This is a genomic window from Sphingopyxis sp. YR583 (genome assembly GCF_900108295.1).
In the GTDB taxonomy this organism is placed as follows: Bacteria; Pseudomonadota; Alphaproteobacteria; order Sphingomonadales; family Sphingomonadaceae; genus Sphingopyxis.
The window spans coordinates 201691-218364 of the sequence record NZ_FNWK01000005.1 but is presented as its reverse complement, the minus strand read 5'-3'; the positions used below and the strand labels follow the sequence as shown (position 1 = coordinate 218364).

Here is a 16674-nt window from a genome sequence, read left to right as displayed (position 1 = left end):
GGGTCACAGCCTGAAAAAATGGCCCCGCCGGAGCGATCCGGCGGGGCTTTTTCTTTGTGCGTTGCGGGGCAGGTTTCCGACTGCCCGTTGTCAGTCGCTCGCTGTCCATATCCGCCGTTGATCGTCGTCAAATCGCAGCAGCATGTCCCATCGGTCTAACCCCGGTCCGTATCCGTGCCGCGTGATTTTCAGCACTTCGAAGCCAAAAGCGGCGTAAAATCCTTGGGTGTGCTGGCTGGTGTCGAGTCTGATCTGCGCGATGCCGGGCGTGGTGGCAGCTAAGCGTAATCGCAATTCGGCAAGCATACGGCCAAGGCCTGTTCCGTGAAGACTTTTTACGATCATGCCCCAGCACAGGTCTGCAGTATGGCTATCCTTCTCAATAGCCAATCCGCCGCAGCCGACGATCCGTCCGCGTCGCTCGAGAACCTGATAGGGCCATTCCGAAGTCCGCTGAATCAGGAAACGTTCAAAGTCGTGACGTTCTGCCGGGGAGAAAAATTCGGGGACATTGCCATCAAACAGCGCGAGGCAGGCACCCTCGTCCAAGGGGGTGTAGGCACGGGCGATTACGTCATGATTGCCGGCTGTTGTAGGCATAGTCCCCGCATGGCCGGTTTCGGGAATGCGGACAATATCGATCTGTCCTGCAATCGGTAGTTACCGGCCAAATAGAAAAGGGCCCACCGGGGGTGCCGGTGAGCCCTTGGTCTTGGGAATATGCGGGCCGGTGCGACTGCGCTTCGAAAGCGGCCGGCCCGGGCTGTCCTTAAGGCGCGAGGATCGCGACGGCGAGGTACAGCAGAAGAGGCAGGCCGAAGCCCAGAAGCGTCAGGGCGACAAAGCCGACGCGCGTCCACAAGACGTCGATACCGAACTGGTCCGACATTCCGGCGCACACGCCGAAGATCATCCCGTCGCGACGATTCTTGCGAAAACCCTGTTTCATTTCTTTCCTTTCCATCCCGGCGATCAGGCCGGCGTTATTGGCGGGTTACAGGGGCTGGTCAGGCGACCAGCCCACCGAAGTGTGCAGCGTTCGGGCCGACAGCGGCGAGGAACATCATCGAGCAGTAAAGCGATGCAACGGCGGCAACGGCGTAGCTCTTGAACGATTCGACATTGAAATGGGCCATGATTTTATCCTTCCTTGAACCTTCCATCCGGACTGTCCGGTGGATGCCGACACTATTGCAGGGACCGTGCCAATTGCATTCATTGGCGGTTAACCGGCGTTTTTCGATCGACGACAGATTATTTCTCCGCGAAAAATACGCTAAGATGGTGAAAAATGCCGATAGTCGGAAAATACTCAATGCAACCGAATTCGGCGTTGGGCTGGAATCACGCGAAGGGCTGGGGTAGGCGGACAGGCAGATGACGCTCACCCGCCTTTCGCTGACCGATTTTCGCAATCATGCCGGCGCGGACGTCGCAGCGGCGCCGGGGCTCGTCGCGCTGCACGGCGACAATGGGGCGGGCAAGACCAATATATTGGAGGCGATTTCGCTGCTCGCTCCCGGGCGCGGGCTGCGCCGTGCGGCGCTGTCCGACATGGTGCGCGACGGGGCGAGCGGGGGCTTTGCGGTTTTCGCCGAAGTCCAGGCGGGGGGCGACCTTGCGCCGGTGGCGCTGGGAACGGGGATCGAGGCCGCGCAGCCCGGTCGGCGGATCGTGCGCATCAACGGCGCGACGACCGCAGCGACCGCGCTTGGCGACTGGCTGGCGGTCCTCTGGCTGACGCCCGCGATGGACCGCCTGTATGTCGAAACCGCGGGTAACCGGCGGCGCTTCCTCGACCGCCTCGTGCTCGCGCTTGATCCGCGGCATGCGCAGCACAGCAATCGTTACGATGCGGCGCTGCGCGCGCGCGGCAAGCTGCTTGCCGATCTTGGCACCGCCGACCAGCAATGGCTCACCAGTCTGGAGGCGCAGCTTGCCGAGCATGGCGCAGCGATGGATGCGGCGCGGCAGTATATGCTGGCCTCGCTGGCGGCCGAGCTGGCGGAACAGCCCGACGCGCCGTTCGCCCGGCCGCTGTTGACGCTCGTCGACAGCGACGGGGCGGTGCGCGAGGCACCGCACGACGTCGAGGCGCTGAAGGCGCTGTTCGCATCGCGGCGGCGGATCGATGCCGCGGCGGGACGCGCGACGGCGGGGCCGCACCGCGACGATCTGTCGGCGATTCACGCCGCAACGGGCCGCGTGGCGGCGCGCTGCTCGACCGGCGAGCAAAAGGCGATGCTGCTCTCGCTTGTCCTCGCGCACAGCGACTGCGTCGCGCGGCTGCGCGGACAGCGTCCGGTGCTGCTGCTCGACGAAGTGGCAGCGCACCTCGATCCGCTGCGGCGTGGGGCGCTCTATGCGCGGCTGGCGGGACAGGGGGGGCAGGCGTGGCTGACCGGAACCGAGGCGGCCTTGTTCGACGACATGCCGGGGCCCGTGACGCGTTTCCGGATCGCGGGCGGGCGGATCGTCGCCGGCTGATCGCCGTTATGTTCAGGCATCGGTGGCCGCGGGTTGCCGCGATGCCGCAAGCGAGCTGCCGACCGCCGACACGATGATACAGCTGATGGCGAGCCACTGGACCGGCGTCAGCAGCTCGTCGAGGATGACATAGCCGACGAGCGCGGCAACCGCCGGGGACGCGCCAAGCAGCATGCCGAACACATGCGCGGGCAGCCGGCGCATCGATTCCATCTCCAGCGAATAGGGTATGGCGCTCGACAACAGGGCGATACCCGCGCCGATCAGCAGGAAGGTTGGCGAGAATAACGCCGCACCTGTCGTTGCGAGCCCGATCGGAAGGCTCAGCGTGGCCGCGACGAGCATGCCCCACGGCGCGGCGTTGCTGCCGAATGTGCCCGATACGCGCTTTCCAAAGACGATATAGAAGGCCCAGCAGGCCGCAGCGCCAAAGGCGAACGCGATCCCGACGGGGTCCAGCCCGTCATTGTGCTGAAGCGGCAGGAGCAGGATCAGCCCCAGAACGGCGAGCGCAAGCCACAGGAAATCCTGCGGACGGCGCGAGGCGAGAAGCACGACCGCGAGCGGCCCCATCACTTCGATTCCCGTGGCGATCCCGATCGGGATCCGCGCCAGCGCCTGATAATAGGACAGGTTCATCAGCCCCAGCATCGAACCATAGACGATCAGCGCGGGAATGGCGGCGCGCGCGATGGGCCGGCGCCAGGGGCGATACAGGAGGAGGAGCATCGTCGCGGCGAGGGTGATGCGAAGCGACGTCACGCCATAGGCGCCGATCAGCGGGAACAATTGCTTGGCGAAACCGGCCCCGACATTCATCGAGATCTGGGACAGGAGCGCCGCCGAAACGCCGATCGCGGCGGCTTGCTGGGTCGAGGGTGATCGCATATCCATCATGACGACGGGGAATAATCTCGTTTATCCGGGTTGAGCGCGCAATCTGGGGCGCAAAGATGCAACAATGGCTCGGAGGAATGGCAGTGTCCGGATCATCCACTCGCGCGGGCCGGGGACTCGATGATTTCGATCGCGCGATTCTTCGCATCGTCCAGCACGACAACAAGACACCGCAGCGCCGGATTGCCGAGGCCGTCAATCTGTCGGCCGCGGCGGTTCAGCGCCGGATCGCGGCGATGGAGGCCGCCGGGGTGATCGAGCGCAATGTTGCGGTGATTTCGCCCGAAGCGCTGTCGCTCGCGATCACCGCCATCGTCGAAGTGCATCTGTGCGACGAGCGCGCCGCGACGGTCGACAAGGCCAAGGCGCTATTCGCCGGGGAGCCCGCGGTGCAGCAGGTCTATTATGCCACCGGCGGCGTGAGCTTCGTTCTCGTCATCATCTGCCGCGACATGCGCGAATATGAAGCGCTGACGCGCCGGATATTTTCCGAAAGCGACCTCGTCGGCAACTTCCGCACATTGGTCGCGCTCGACCGCGTCAAGGCGGGCAGCACGCTCGCTATACCTCCGGGCTGAGGTCAGAGAATTTCGTGTACCCGGTCCTGCGGGCGGCACAGCCTTATGCCCTTATCGGTCTCGACGATCGGACGTTCGACATAGGCGGGGTTCGCCGCCATCGCGGCGATGATTTCATCGTCGCTCGCCTCTTTGAGGCCGCGCTCTTCGGCATCGGTACCGCGCAGGCGGAGCGCGTCGCGCGCGGTGATACCCGCGTCCTTGAACAGCTGGCGCAGCTTGTCGGCGCTGTACGGGTTTTTGAGATATTCGATGACGGTCAGTTCGACGCCCGGGGTTTCCTGAAGGATCGCCAGCGTCTTGCGCGAGGTGCCGCAAGCGGGATTATGCCAGATGGTCGCGTTCATGGCTCCGCCCTAACGGGAGCTTACAGCAGCGTAAACCCGCTATTCATGGCATATATGGCACATCTTCCCGCATGAAGGGGAACTACCAGCTTGCCTTTCGCGGCCCGAATACGACATGCAGGATCGTAGGGACCGCCAATAGGCGGCCGATGCGGGGTTGTTGTTCAAGTGAATGAATTGATCGATCGAAGGGCGTTGCTGGCCGGGATCGCTGGAGCGGGGGCCTTGGCCGCCACCTCGGCGCGCGCGCAACTCCCGAACTGGATTCAGCAGCCGGTGGCGCCTTTGCCGCCGCCGGTCGATTATATCGCCATCGCGAAAAAACAGCTTGCGATGCAGGGGCGGAATATCCCGCAATCGGATCGCGTCGGGGTCGTCGATTTCGGCCTGCCGTCGTCGCGGCCGCGCTTTGCGCTGGTCGATATGGTCGCGGGCAAGGTCGAGATGTTCCCCGTCACGCACGGGCGCGGGTCGGATCCGCAGCACGACGGCTGGCTCAAGAATTTCTCCAACCGTATGGGCAGCCTTGCGACCTCGCGCGGCGCCTATCGCACCAGCGATTATTATTGGGGCGCCAACGGGTCGTCGATGCGGCTCGCGGGGCTGGAGCCCGATAATTATACCGCCGACCAGCGCGCGATCGTCGTGCATGGCGCCTGGTATGCCGATCCGGCGCTGATCGCGACGCAGGGCAAGCTCGGGCGCAGCGAAGGCTGTTTCGTCTTCGGCGAAGAGCTGCTGCCGATGATCCTGTACAAGCTCGGGCCGGGCAGGCTGCTGTTCGCCGACCGGCTCAGCGAACCGCCGCCGATGCCGAAGCCATTCGAACTGCCGCCGGCCGATCCGCTTCCGGGCATGGAGAATTTACGCCGCGCGACGTCGATCAACGGGCCGTTGCCGAAAACGGCGGATTAAGGCGCGGCTTATATTGGGTGGGAAGCGGCCGTCTGCTTCCCGCCTCCATCATCTCGCAAACCAGATCGTGTGCCGCGGGCCCTTGCCATTGCTTCGCGCGCGTACCGTGACCTCGTCGACGCGGAATCCCGCTGTTATCAGCCGCCGCGTGAAGCGTGGATCGGGCGCCGCAGACCATATGGCGAGGACGCCGCCAGGGCGCAGCGCCGCCTTGGCCGAGGCGAGCCCTGCGGCCGAATAGATGCCATCGTTCGCCTGACGGACCAGTCCGTCGGGGCCGTTGTCGACGTCCAGCAGGATCGCGTCGTAGCGGCCACGTCCGGCGCGGATCGCCGCTGCCACATCGTCGATGACCAGTTCGACACGCGGATCGTCGAGGCATCCGGCGGCCAGCTCCGCCATCGGTCTGCGTGCCCAGTCGATGATCGCGGGAACCAGCTCGGCCACCGTGACCCGTGCCTTCGGGCCGAGTGCCAGCAGCGCCGCGCGCAGGGTGAAGCCCATGCCATAGCCGCCGATCAGCAGATGCGCCTCGTCCGGATTTCGCAGGCGATCGCAGCTCATCACCGCGAGCGCCTCCTCCGATCCGCTCATCCGGCTGTTCATCAGCTCGTTGCCGCCGATCACGATGATGAAATCGCTGCCGCGCCGGTACAGGCGCAGCTCGTCGCCTCCCGGAATCCGCGCCGTGTCGATCAGTTCGCGAACCTGCAAGCGGCTTCAGCCCAACTCGCCGAGGTCGAGCGCCTGCAGTAGCGCCGCGCGCGCCGCGCGCACCTCGTTCGCCAGCGCGGTCGAGGCAAGGTCGCCGGGTGCGATCCCCTCCGGCCAGTGCTTCGCCACCACCTCCGCAATCCGGTCGAGCTTCGCTTCGTCGGCCATGAAGCGCGGATCGACGGTTGCCGGATCGGCCACGACGCGCAGCCGCAGGCACGCCGGCCCGCCGCCGTTCGCCATCGACTGGCGCACGTTGACCGGCAACAGCCGGCGGATCGGGCCGTTGCCCGCTACATGCGCCTCCAGCCAGTTCCACACCGTCGACGTATCCTGCGCCTCGGTCGGCAGCACCAGTCCCATGCCGCCGCCATCGGGCAGGCTGACGAGCTGCGCGTTGAACAGATAGGATTTGATCGCGTCGGGCAGGCTCACCGCGCTGGCGGGAACCTCGACGATCTCGACGGCAGGGAAGGCGGCCCGGATTTCGGCGTGCGCCGCGTCGCGATCCTCGAACGCGGTTTCGTGGGTGAACAGCACATGCTCGTTCGCGACCGCGACGACATCATTGTGGAACGCGCCGCCCTGGATCGCGGTGTCCGACTGCCGGATGAAGAGCGTGCGCGCAGGATCGAGCCCGTGGTTGCGGGCGATCGCCTTCGACGCGTCGAGATGCTGGCGCGCCGGAAAACGTCCGCCACTTAACCCATAGACGAAGATTTCGACGCCTTGCCCATCATGCCCGCTGCACAGCCGCATATGGTTCGCCGCGCCCTCGTCGCCGAACGGCGCCGGGACGGGGGCGTGAACCGCAAAGGCAGGGTGCGCGAAGGCAAGGCGAAGCTGCGCGAGCGTGCCCGGCCATTCGTGGCTGCGGTGCGGCATGGTGACGAGGTTCGCGACCGTCAGATGGCATTTGCCGTCGGCGCTGTCGGGGGCTGGGGAAACCGTCGCGGCGTTGGCGGCCCACATCGACGATGCCGACCAGGCCTGCGCGCGTAAATGTCCCTCGGCATCCTCGGGCGTCGTACCGAGCGTTTTCAGCCATGGCGCATCGGGGCGATCGAGCGGCATGAAGAAGCCCTGGGGCAAGCCAAGCGCCAGATTGTGGCGCATCTTCTCGATGCCCTGCAACGCCGCGGCGCGCGGCTGCGAGACATCGCCCGCATTGTTCGCCGACGCGATATTGCCGCGGCTCAGCCCCGCATAATTGTGGCTCGGGCCGATGATCCCGTCGAAATTGATTTCGGTGAGCATGTCAGCGGCCGATCCAGCTGACCTCGGCGCCCTTGCCGACGCCCAGCAATTTCGCGGCCTCGCTGTCGATCGTCGAACCCGCGCCGACCTTGCCGAAACAGCAGCGGAAATCGGCAAGCTGCCCCGTCGCGACCAGCGCATCGTCGCCCGTCTCGGCGATCGCCGAAATTTCGATATGCTTGGCGTTGCGAACGCTCGCGACCTGATCGGTGCGTGCGGTCATCGTCGGGCCGCCGTCGAAGATGTCGACATAATTTTCGAATGCGAAGCCCTCATTCTCCAGCATGCGCATCGCGGCGCGGCCGGTCGGGTGGGGCACACCGATGACGCTGCGCGCATGATCGCCCAGCATCGCGATATAGACGGGGTGCTTGGGCATCAGGTCGGCGATGAACTGGTTGCCGTGGACCGCGTTGAACTGGTCGGCTTCCTGGAAATTCATGCCAAAGAATTTGCCCGCGACGCCGTCCCAGAAAGGCGACCCGCCCGCCTCGTCGATCACCCCGCGCAGTTCGGCGAGGATGCGGTCGCCGAAGCGTGCGCGGTGCCGCGCGATGAACAGGTAGCGCGATCGCGCGAGCAACAGCCCCAGCCCGCCGGCGCGCGCCGCGGGGTGCAGGAACAGGCCCCCGACTTCGGACGCGCCGTTGAGGTCGTTGCTCAGCATCAGCACCTGTGCGTGGAACGTGCGGTCGAGCTGCTCGCTATGCTTGCTGTCGGTGCCGATGCGATAGGAATAAAAGGGCCAGCGCTGGCCGACCTGACCGAAAATCTGGCAGGTGCCGCGCACTTCGCCGCTATCCATATCTTCGAGTACCAGCAGGTACAGCTCGTCCGACGGATAATCCTTGTCGCTCGCGAACGACGCCTCGGTGCGTTCGAGCTTCGCCGACAGCGCCTTCTTGTCGGGGGGCAGATTGGTAAAGCCGCCACCGGTCAGCTTCGCCATCTCGTAAATGCTTTGCAGGTCGCCCGGCTTGGCCGCCCGGATCACATAATTCACACAGTCCCCCGTTCCGCTATTCTTGTCATGGTTAGGGCCGACAGCTTGGCCCGTTCGGCGAGGCTGTCGACGATCAGAAATTCGTCCGACGAATGGATTGCGCCGCCGCGCGGGCCCATGGTGTCGACCACGGGAACGCCGCACGCCGCGATATTGTTGCCGTCGCACACGCCGCCGGTCGCGCTCCAGCTGATCGGCGGCAGGCCGAGCGCCGCGCCGCAGTCGCGCACCAGCTCGAACAGGCGCGTCGCGGCGGCATCGACCGGCTTGGGCGGACGGTTGAAGCCGCCATGGACGTGGCAATGCACATCATGCTCGCGTGAGATCGCGGCGATCGTATCGCGCAATGCCGCTTCGGCCGCCGCCATCGCATCGGGGGTCATGGGGCGCATGTTGACGCGCAGGATCGCCTGATCGGGGACGATATTATTCGGTCCGCCGCCGTCGATCTTCGCGGGGTTGACCTTCAGCGTATCGGATTTGAGCGCGCCGAGGCGCAGCGCAAGATCGGCGGCGGCGAGCAGCGCGTTGCGCCCGTCCTGCGGATTGCGCCCGGCATGTGCGGCGCGGCCATGAACAACGACCGAGAAATTGCCGCTGCCCGGCCGCGCCCCGGCGAGCGTGCCATCGGGCAGCGCGGGTTCATAGGTCAGCGCGGCGGTCTTGCCCTTCGCCAGCTCGGCGATCAGCCGCGCCGATGCCTGGCTTCCCGTTTCCTCGTCGCTGTTGATCATCACGTCATAACCGACGCGGCTGGCGAGCGGCGAGGTTTCGAGCGCGGTGAGCGCCGCTAGGATCACCGAAATACCCGCCTTCATATCGGCGGTGCCGGGGCCGTTGAGGACGCCGTCCTCCAGCCATCTCAGCGTCTGGAACGGATGATCGGCGGCGAACACCGTGTCCATATGTCCGGTCAGCAGCAACTGGACCGGCGCCTCGGGCCGCACGCGCACATGCAGATGGTCGCCGCGCTGGATTATGTTGACGGTGCCCGCGCTGTCGACGCTTTCGACCGGATCGGCGGCGACGAGCCGGACATCGCCCGGTAGCACCGCAAAAGCATCGGCCAATTTGCCCGCGACGGTCTTCAATCCCGCCAGATTGCCGGTGCCGCTGTTGATCGCTGCCCATGTCTCGACCTGCGCCAGCATCGGCGCGTCGGCAGCGCGTTCGAGTGCGGCATTTTCGGTTGCGGTAAGATTGGCCATGCTTGGGCTATAGCGAGCGGCGAGCGGCTTTTGCACCCCCGGCCGGCTATTTTGTCTTCGCTGTGCAGCAAGTCACTGCCGTGCGCCGCGTCTTTGGGTAAGGAGCGGGTGATTTGCACCGAATCGCAATGCATTAACCGAAAGTTCGGAACAGCGTCGCTACGCTGCCCGGACTGATGATGAGTGGGTCGATGACTGCTGCCTTTGTTCTTGGCATCAATATCTCTGTGGCCGGCATTTTTGCCGTGGCCTTTGCCGTGGTCGCCGTAACCAACCGGCTGGCGCGCGGCGCCGGGTGGCTTGCGCTCGGATGCGGCATGGGGATCGTCAACGTCAGCCTGGAATTCCTGCTTCGGCAACAGACGGACCCTGTGCCTGCGAGCGTCGGCATCTTCCTCGTCTTTCTCTCGGCACTCAGTTTCGCGCTCATCGGGGTCGCGCGCCATTATCGCGTCGAGCCGCCTTGGACCGCGATGACGGCGATCTGGATCGCAACTGTTCTTTTGGTGCCCGTCATCTTCAGCATGGCCTATGGCTCGATATTGCGTCTGACGCTCTATCAATTGCCCTATTTCGCCATGCAGGCGCTGTTCGGCGTCATGATCTGGCGCTCGGGACGTAGGCAGCCGCTCGACCTGCTGCTGGTCGTGCTTCAGGCGGTCTCGGCGCTGATCTATCTTCTGAAGCCGCTGTTCGCGATGATGGTGGGGACGGGGCGCTCGCCGCAGGATTATATGTCGACGACTTATGCGGCAATCTCGCAAAGCGGCAGCGTTGTCGTGCTGATGGCGACCGGCCTTGTGATGCTGCTGGTGACGATGCGCGACACGACGGCCGAGATGATCGCCCGATCGGAGACCGATCCGCTATCGGGCGTCCTGAACCGTCGCGGGTTCGAACGCCATGCCGAGGAGGCGCTTCAGCGCGGCGACGAAGATATGGTGATGATCGCGGCGGACCTCGACCATTTCAAGCAGATCAACGACAGCTTCGGTCACGCAGCGGGCGACGGGGTTATCGCGCATTTTGCGGCAATGCTGTCCAAAGCCGCGCCGTCCGACGCCATCGTCGGCCGCGTCGGCGGCGAAGAATTTGCGGTCCTGTTGCCGGCGGCGCTGCTGTCCGACGGGCGCCTATATGCCGAGGCGGTTCGCACGGACTTCGCGGCGGCGCAATTGCCGGTACTCGGCGTCGATCGCCGCTTCACCGCCTCTTTTGGCGTGGCCCAGGCGATGCGGCACGAAAATCTGCCCGACCTGCTGCATCGCGCCGACACCGCGCTTTACCGTGCCAAGACCAGCGGGCGGAATCAGGTGCGCGTCGCAATCGCCGAACTGGCGCCGGCGCCAGCACTCGGGGTTGCCTGATTTCAGACCGCCCTGATTTCAGACCGCGAGGAGGGGGGTGTCTTCTTCGCGCGGCGGCGCGGGTTCAAAGCCGGGAAGGGGATCGAACTCGTCTTCGCTAAGTTCGATCGATGCGAGGCCGCCGAGCTTGAAATGGCCGAGGCGTGGATCTTCGTCCGACCGCCAGCTCTTGTTGAGGTTGAGCGCGCTGACGAACAGGTCGCCGCGGCGTTCGAACAGCAGGTGGGGAGCCAGCGTCAGCACCTGGCCATTATATTGCGCCGTCACCAGCCGTTTGCGGGCGATGGCTTCCATCAGTTTCAGTCGTGTGTCGTCCATGATTTCCAGGATCGTTCTTGGGGAGAGTTTATTATGTTGTGCGTTGCAGCATAATATATACGAACGGGTTTGGAAAGCTCCATTGCCAATTGAAACCAATCGCGGCATAGCCCGGCGGCCCTTTCCTCCCCGGATTCACTGGCGCAGCCGCGCCGACCAGAGGGTGCTTACATGACTGAATATCTCGATCGTTCCGGATTGTCCGTCGATTCGCGTCTTGCCGATTTCATCGAGCAGCGTGCGCTGCCGGGAACGGGGCTCGATGTCGGTAAATTCTGGAGCGATTTCGCGGGCCTGCTCGGCAAATTTGCGCCGGAGAATGCCGCCTTGCTGGCAAAGCGCGAGGATCTGCAGGCGCAGATCGACGCCTGGCATGAAGCGCGCGCCGGACAGGCGCATGATCCTGCTGCCTATCGGGCTTTCCTCGCCGACATCGGCTATCTCGTCCCCGAACCCGCACCGTTTCAGGTCGGCACGCAGAATGTCGATCCCGAGATTGCGACGATGGCCGGTCCGCAGCTCGTCGTCCCCGCGTTGAACGCGCGTTTCGCGCTCAACGCCGCCAATGCGCGCTGGGGCAGCCTTTACGATGCGCTCTACGGAACCGACGCACTCGACGCGCCGCCGGCACGGCCCGGCGGCTATGATGCGACGCGCGGCGCTGCGGTGATCGCGCGCGCCAAGGCGTTCCTCGACGAAGCGGCCCCGCTCGCCTCGGGAAGCTGGGCCGACTGGCAGGGCGGCGATCTCATCCTCGCCGATCCCGCGCAACGCGTCGGCACGAAGCCCGGCGGCATCCTGCTCCGGCACAATGGCCTCCACATCGAACTGGTGATCGATTCGGCGAGTGCGATCGGTCAGACCGACCCTGCCGGCATCGCCGACGTCATCCTCGAAGCCGCACTGACGACGATCATCGACCTCGAAGACAGCGTCGCCGCGGTCGATGGCGAGGACAAGGCGCTCGGCTACACCAACTGGCTCGGCCTGATGCGCGGCGACCTCGTCGAAAGCTTCGCCAAGGGCGGTCAAACCGTGACGCGCGCGATGGAGGCCGACCGCGAATGGACTTCGCCGTCGGGCGAGCCCTTCCTGCTCCACGGTCGCAGCGTGATGTTCGTCCGCAACGTCGGCCACCTGATGACGACGCCGATGATCCGGCTCGCCGACGGCTCCGAAGCGCCCGAGGGGCTCTGCGATGCGGTCATCACCAGCCTCTGTTCGCTCCACGATTTGAAGGGCCTCGGCACGCTGACCAACAGCCGCGCGGGCAGCATCTATATCGTGAAGCCCAAGCAGCACGGGCCGGAGGAGTGCGGCTTCACCAATCGCCTGTTCGACGCGGTCGAGGATATGCTCGGCCTCGCGCGCCACACAATGAAGGTCGGCGTGATGGACGAGGAGCGCCGCACGAGCGCCAATCTCGCCGCCTGCATCGAAGCGGTGAAGGACCGCATCGTCTTCATCAACACCGGCTTCCTCGACCGCACCGGCGACGAGATCCACACCTCGATGCGCGCGGGCCCGATGATCCCGAAGGGTGAGATGAAGGCGAGCGACTGGATCGCATCCTACGAGGACCGCAACGTCCGCATCGGCCTTGCCTGCGGGCTTTCGGGCAAGGCGCAGATCGGCAAGGGCATGTGGGCGATGCCCGACCTGATGCGTGCGATGCTCGACGCCAAGATCGGCCACCCGAAATCGGGCGCGAACACCGCATGGGTGCCGTCGCCGACCGCGGCGACGCTCCACGCGCTGCACTATCATCAGGTCGATGTGTTCGCCCGCCAGCGCGAGATCGCCGGCGAGGCAGTGCCCTCGCTCGACCGCCTGCTCAACATCCCCGTCGCGACCGGCCGCAACTGGAGCGACGCCGAAATCACCCGCGAGCTCGACAATAATTGCCAGGGCATCCTCGGCTATGTCGTGCGCTGGATCGATCAGGGCGTCGGCTGTTCGAAGGTGCCCGACATCGACGATGTCGGCCTGATGGAAGACCGTGCAACGCTGCGCATCGCCAGTCAGGCGCTCGCCAACTGGTTGCTCCACGGTGTCTGCACCGCCGAGCAGGTCGATGCCGCCTTGGCGCGCATGGCGGCGAAGGTCGATGCGCAGAACGCTGGCGACGCGCTTTACGAAAAGCTGACGCCCGACGGCATCGCATATCAAGCGGCGCGCGCCCTGATTTTCGAAGGCGTAACGCAGCCATCGGGCTACACAGAACCGCTGCTCCACAAATATCGGCAGGCAAAAAAGGCGGCCTGAGCCAAAAGACGATTGCCGGGAGGATCGGCGACGATTAGAACATAAGCGGAACAGAGATGAGGTCCGCCATGTCCGTCACCGTCGATCCTGCCTATCGTCACTATCCCAAGCACGCTGTCTTTCGCGGCGTCGCCGAAATGGGCGGCGCGGCGCTGAAACTCTATCATCTGACCGCGGTCGATGCCCCGGTTCCGGATGACGTGGCAAAATATTGCGCGGACTGGTTCGACCGGCACGCTTCGACGACATTGGCGGCCGGCGATTGCGGTTTCGTCATCCTCCACCGCTGCGGCGCCGATTTTTATTTCCTGCTTTTGTCGGTGTGGCGTGGATCGAACGAATTGTGGGAGGCAGTGTGGTATCGCCAAGGCGACATGCAGGCCTTCGCGCCCTTTGATCCCGCCTGTCCCCCTGCTGCGGGCGTCGTTCGTCCGACCTTCTGCGTCTGGGAACTCGGCATCGTCGCGCACGAAAGCGGCGCATGGGGCCGCTATCTCGCGTCGCCCCGCGACGATGCGGCGCGCGTGCGCTGGCTTGAGGATATCTTCGAAGGCGCGATATAAGCCGGCTTTTGTACAAGGAGTTTTGACGTGCAGATTGCGGTGCTGACCTTCGACGGCTTCAACGAACTCGACTCGTTCGTCGCCGCCGCCATCCTGAACCGCCTGCGCGGGCAGGGTTGGGAAGCGCATATCACCGCGCCGACGCCGCGCGTGACCTCGATGAACGGGGTAACGATCGAGCGCCAGCAGCCGCTCGACTTCGCAGCCAAGGCCGACGCGGTGATTATCGGCAGCGGCATCAGGACCCGCGAGATCGCGGCCGACCCGCTGATGCTCGGCCGCATCCGGCTCGATCCGGCGCGTCAGTTGATCGGGGCGCAATGCTCGGGAACATTGCTGCTCGCGAAGCTCGGACTGATCGGCGATCTCCCCGCCTGCACCGACCTCACGACCAAGCCGTGGGTGATCGAGGCGGGAGTCGAGGTGCTCGACGCGCCCTTCGTCGCGCACGGCAATGTCGCAACCGCGGGCGGATGCCTTGCGTCGCAATATCTTGCGGCATGGATCATCGCTCGGCTCGCCGGGACGGCGGCCGCGGAAGAGGCGCTCCACTATGTCGCGCCCGTCGGTGAGAAAGCGGATTATGTGACGCGCGCAATGGCCGCCGTGGAGCCGTTCTTGCCCGCCGAAACGCTCGCCCGCACCGCATAACTGGCGATCCCGTACAATACAGCTTGCCCGCGCCCGGTATAACGCGGCATTTGCAGTGTGCGGTAATCTGGGGGCAGGGCGATGACGGCACCGTTTAATTTCGGGCAGCTCAAATTTTTGAAGGCATTGACCGAGGCGCTGTTCGACGGCGCCGAGATGGCGATCACGCCCGATCAGGTCGTCGCCAATGTGACAGAGCTGTTCGGCAAGATCGGCGGCACCAAGCTCAAGGAAATCCAGCTCTCGCTGACCGCGACCGAAATCGTTCTCGGGCCGATGTTTGCCGAGGTCGATGTCGCGACGCGCGTCGAGCGGATCGAGGATCGGATGCGCGACAGCAGCATCGACCTGTTTCAAGATATGGGCCGGCTGCGCGGGATCATCTACGCCTGCTATTATGGCCACTGGCAGCCTGGGCTCGAACCCGGCGATCAGGACGCGAATGCGGCCAACCCCGTCCACCGCCAGATCGGCTTCACGCTGCCCAAATTCCGTCAGCGCGGCAGCTACGACATGCCGCTCGCCCCCGTCCGCGGGCGAGAAATCGACCCCGCACATATCCTCGATGCCAACAGCCTCGAGGACGAATATGACGTGATCGTCATCGGTTCGGGCGCGGGTGGGGCGGTCGCGGCCTATAATATTGCGGGTTGGGACTATAAGGTGCTGATCGTCGAGGCGGGGCCCTTCTACCCCAGCCATGCGATCACCCATCACGAACTCGACATGATCGCGAGGCTCTACAAACATGGCGCGGTCCAGACGACGACGAACCGCGATTTCGTCGTGTTCCAAGGGCGCTGCGTCGGCGGATCGTCGACGATCAACAACGGGATATGTTTGCGCGTCAACGAACCCGGCCGGACACACCCCGATGCGAAGGATGTGCTCGCCAAATGGGCCATCATCGGTGCGCCGGTCGACGCGGCGGCCTTTCACGACAGCTATGATGCGGTGAAGGACATGCTCGGCATCGCGCGGATCGAGCCGCGCAGCGGACGCCACAACGGTCCGCACCTGATCAACGGCTGGCACGCCTATGCCGACACCTCGGACAACCCGATGGACAAGCGCGCGATCACCGACTGGTTCGACAAGAATTTCGGCCCGCCGAATACGCCGACCGCCTGCGCCTATTGCGGCTATTGCAATTCGGGCTGCGCCTATGGCCGCCGCATGGGGGTCGCGCAGACCTATCTGCCGCAGGCGTGCCGCGATCGCGGCGCACGCATCCTGCCCGATACCAAGGCGCAGCAGATATTGTGGCAGACCGCCGCCGACGGCCGGCGCGAGGCGGAGGCGGTGAAGCTGATCCTGCCCGACGGATCGAGCCGCCTCGTCCGCGCGCGCGTTGGCGTCGTCGTCGCGGCGGGCACGATCGCCTCGTCGAAGCTACTCGACCGCAGCGACATCGACGGCACCGGCTATCAGGTTTCGCTCAACGTCGCTTCGCCGGTCGTCGCGCTGATGCCGGAGGGTGCGGGCGGCGATGCGTGGGACGAGGATCAGATGTCGAGCTATGTCGACTGCGGCGATTTCCTGCTCGAAAGCCATTTTCAGCCGCCGATGTCGATGGCGTCGCTGATGCCCGGCTGGTTCGCCGACCATTCGCAGCGGATGAAGAATTTCGGCCGCGTCCATTCGGCGGGCATCCTCTTTCCCGCCGACCGGCGCGGGCAGATCGTCGACGGAAAGCTCAAATTCCGTCTCGACGTCGACGACGACCTGCCGATGCTGCGCCGCGCGATGGCGACGCTGACCAAGGTGCATTTCGCGGCCGGCGCGCTCGAATGCTATCCGGCGCTCGCAAAGGGGCAAAAGGTCACGCCCGACATGGATATCGATGCCTTCTTCAAGGCGGCGATCCGCGAACAGGACGATGTGACGTTATCGAGCAGCCACCCGCACGGCGGCAATGCGATCAACGAAAATCCGCAATATGGCGTCGTCGACCCCGAATGCCGCGTCCATGGCACGACGAATGTGTTCGTCACCGACGCCAGCGTTTTCCCCAGCTGCATCCGCGTCAACGCGCAATGGACGACTATGGCGATGGCGCAATATGCGACCGGGCGGCACGATCCCTTTCGCTAGAGCCCAATCG

Annotated in this window: 18 protein-coding genes; 8 read left to right on the top strand and 10 right to left on the bottom strand. The window is 64.8% G+C overall.

The annotated features are described in order from the left end of the window. Positions 1–90: 90 nt before the first annotated feature. The 3 genes from BLW56_RS20040 to BLW56_RS20985 form a co-directional block, all read right to left on the bottom strand. The gene (locus tag BLW56_RS20040; RefSeq protein ID WP_093513019.1) at positions 91–600 is read right to left on the bottom strand and encodes a GNAT family N-acetyltransferase; all 510 of its coding nucleotides are present in this window, start codon (positions 598–600) and stop codon (positions 91–93) included. Between the two features lie 169 nt (positions 601–769). Further along, complete coding sequence (locus BLW56_RS20035) at positions 770–949, bottom strand: PspC domain-containing protein (RefSeq protein ID WP_039580111.1); 180 nt, start codon at positions 947–949, stop codon at positions 770–772. Between the two features lie 58 nt (positions 950–1007). After that, positions 1008–1136: a hypothetical protein gene (locus tag BLW56_RS20985; protein ID WP_256203728.1), complete on the bottom strand. Its 129-nt coding sequence runs from the start codon at positions 1134–1136 to the stop codon at positions 1008–1010. 241 nt (positions 1137–1377) lie between these two features. Here BLW56_RS20985 and recF point away from each other — a divergent pair, with 241 nt between their 5' ends. After that, positions 1378–2487, top strand: a complete 1110-nt coding sequence (gene recF, locus BLW56_RS20030; protein WP_093513018.1) for a DNA replication/repair protein RecF — start codon at positions 1378–1380, stop codon at positions 2485–2487. Positions 2488–2499: 12 nt separating this feature from the next. Here recF and BLW56_RS20025 read toward each other — a convergent pair whose 3' ends face one another. Further along, positions 2500–3375 carry an EamA family transporter gene (locus tag BLW56_RS20025; protein WP_218140567.1) on the bottom strand — a complete coding sequence of 292 codons (876 nt, stop codon included), beginning with the start codon at positions 3373–3375 and terminating at the stop codon, positions 2500–2502. 92 nt (positions 3376–3467) lie between these two features. On the opposite strand from BLW56_RS20025, the gene BLW56_RS20020 reads away from it, so the two are divergent. Then, entirely contained in the window at positions 3468–3962 is a 495-nt protein-coding gene (locus tag BLW56_RS20020) for an Lrp/AsnC family transcriptional regulator (protein ID WP_256203727.1), read from the top strand. A 2-nt stretch (positions 3963–3964) separates the two neighbouring features. Here BLW56_RS20020 and arsC read toward each other — a convergent pair whose 3' ends face one another. Beyond that, complete coding sequence (gene arsC, locus BLW56_RS20015; RefSeq protein WP_093513014.1) at positions 3965–4309, bottom strand: arsenate reductase (glutaredoxin); 345 nt, start codon at positions 4307–4309, stop codon at positions 3965–3967. 225 nt (positions 4310–4534) lie between these two features. Between arsC and BLW56_RS20010 the strand changes: the two genes are divergently transcribed. After that, positions 4535–5224, top strand: coding sequence for a murein L,D-transpeptidase catalytic domain family protein (locus BLW56_RS20010; protein WP_256203726.1), 690 nt, complete (start codon positions 4535–4537; stop codon positions 5222–5224). Between the two features lie 48 nt (positions 5225–5272). Here the strand turns inward: BLW56_RS20010 and BLW56_RS20005 are convergent, their stop codons facing one another. The 4 genes from BLW56_RS20005 to BLW56_RS19990 are packed head-to-tail and all read right to left on the bottom strand — an operon-like array spanning position 5273 to position 9406. After that, positions 5273–5938 carry a spermidine synthase gene (locus BLW56_RS20005; protein ID WP_093513010.1) on the bottom strand — a complete coding sequence of 222 codons (666 nt, stop codon included), beginning with the start codon at positions 5936–5938 and terminating at the stop codon, positions 5273–5275. 6 nt (positions 5939–5944) lie between these two features. Further along, on the bottom strand, positions 5945–7195 hold the full coding sequence (locus tag BLW56_RS20000) for an N-succinylarginine dihydrolase (RefSeq protein ID WP_093513008.1): 1251 nt from the start codon (positions 7193–7195) through the stop codon (positions 5945–5947). 1 nt (position 7196) lies between these two features. Further along, entirely contained in the window at positions 7197–8198 is a 1002-nt protein-coding gene (locus BLW56_RS19995; RefSeq protein WP_093513006.1) for an arginine N-succinyltransferase, read from the bottom strand. After that, positions 8195–9406 carry a hydrolase gene (locus BLW56_RS19990; RefSeq protein ID WP_093513004.1) on the bottom strand — a complete coding sequence of 404 codons (1212 nt, stop codon included), beginning with the start codon at positions 9404–9406 and terminating at the stop codon, positions 8195–8197. Before BLW56_RS19990 ends, BLW56_RS19995 begins: the two co-directional genes overlap by 4 nt. Before the next feature lie 191 nt (positions 9407–9597). Between BLW56_RS19990 and BLW56_RS19985 the strand changes: the two genes are divergently transcribed. After that, complete coding sequence (locus BLW56_RS19985) at positions 9598–10773, top strand: GGDEF domain-containing protein (protein WP_093513128.1); 1176 nt, start codon at positions 9598–9600, stop codon at positions 10771–10773. 18 nt (positions 10774–10791) lie between these two features. Here BLW56_RS19985 and BLW56_RS19980 read toward each other — a convergent pair whose 3' ends face one another. Next, a complete protein-coding gene (locus BLW56_RS19980; RefSeq protein ID WP_093513002.1) occupies positions 10792–11091 on the bottom strand; it encodes a hypothetical protein in 300 nt (99 codons plus the stop codon). A 171-nt stretch (positions 11092–11262) separates the two neighbouring features. Here BLW56_RS19980 and BLW56_RS19975 point away from each other — a divergent pair, with 171 nt between their 5' ends. The 4 genes from BLW56_RS19975 (at position 11263) to BLW56_RS19960 (ending at position 16664) form a co-directional block, all read left to right on the top strand. Next, positions 11263–13356 (top strand): malate synthase G, encoded by a 2094-nt coding sequence (locus BLW56_RS19975; protein ID WP_093513001.1) that lies wholly within the window; start codon positions 11263–11265, stop codon positions 13354–13356. Positions 13357–13424: 68 nt separating this feature from the next. Further along, positions 13425–13919: a hypothetical protein gene (locus BLW56_RS19970; RefSeq protein WP_093512999.1), complete on the top strand. Its 495-nt coding sequence runs from the start codon at positions 13425–13427 to the stop codon at positions 13917–13919. A 27-nt stretch (positions 13920–13946) separates the two neighbouring features. Further along, a complete protein-coding gene (locus BLW56_RS19965; RefSeq protein WP_093512997.1) occupies positions 13947–14570 on the top strand; it encodes a DJ-1/PfpI family protein in 624 nt (207 codons plus the stop codon). Between the two features lie 81 nt (positions 14571–14651). Beyond that, positions 14652–16664 carry a GMC family oxidoreductase N-terminal domain-containing protein gene (locus BLW56_RS19960; protein ID WP_093512995.1) on the top strand — a complete coding sequence of 671 codons (2013 nt, stop codon included), beginning with the start codon at positions 14652–14654 and terminating at the stop codon, positions 16662–16664. Positions 16665–16674 lie beyond the last annotated feature (10 nt).

Coding starts and splice junctions, on each gene's coding strand:
- BLW56_RS20040 (WP_093513019.1), bottom strand. CDS start 600: ATGCCTACAACAGCCGGCAATCATGACGTAATCGCCCGTGCCTACACC.
- BLW56_RS20035 (WP_039580111.1), bottom strand. CDS start 949: ATGAAACAGGGTTTTCGCAAGAATCGTCGCGACGGGATGATCTTCGGC.
- BLW56_RS20985 (WP_256203728.1), bottom strand. CDS start 1,136: ATGGCCCATTTCAATGTCGAATCGTTCAAGAGCTACGCCGTTGCCGCC.
- recF (WP_093513018.1), top strand. CDS start 1,378: ATGACGCTCACCCGCCTTTCGCTGACCGATTTTCGCAATCATGCCGGC.
- BLW56_RS20025 (WP_218140567.1), bottom strand. CDS start 3,375: ATGCGATCACCCTCGACCCAGCAAGCCGCCGCGATCGGCGTTTCGGCG.
- arsC (WP_093513014.1), bottom strand. CDS start 4,309: ATGAACGCGACCATCTGGCATAATCCCGCTTGCGGCACCTCGCGCAAG.
- BLW56_RS20000 (WP_093513008.1), bottom strand. CDS start 7,195: ATGCTCACCGAAATCAATTTCGACGGGATCATCGGCCCGAGCCACAAT.
- BLW56_RS19990 (WP_093513004.1), bottom strand. CDS start 9,406: ATGGCCAATCTTACCGCAACCGAAAATGCCGCACTCGAACGCGCTGCC.
- BLW56_RS19985 (WP_093513128.1), top strand. CDS start 9,598: ATGACTGCTGCCTTTGTTCTTGGCATCAATATCTCTGTGGCCGGCATT.
- BLW56_RS19980 (WP_093513002.1), bottom strand. CDS start 11,091: ATGGACGACACACGACTGAAACTGATGGAAGCCATCGCCCGCAAACGG.
- BLW56_RS19975 (WP_093513001.1), top strand. CDS start 11,263: ATGACTGAATATCTCGATCGTTCCGGATTGTCCGTCGATTCGCGTCTT.
- BLW56_RS19970 (WP_093512999.1), top strand. CDS start 13,425: ATGTCCGTCACCGTCGATCCTGCCTATCGTCACTATCCCAAGCACGCT.
- BLW56_RS19960 (WP_093512995.1), top strand. CDS start 14,652: ATGACGGCACCGTTTAATTTCGGGCAGCTCAAATTTTTGAAGGCATTG.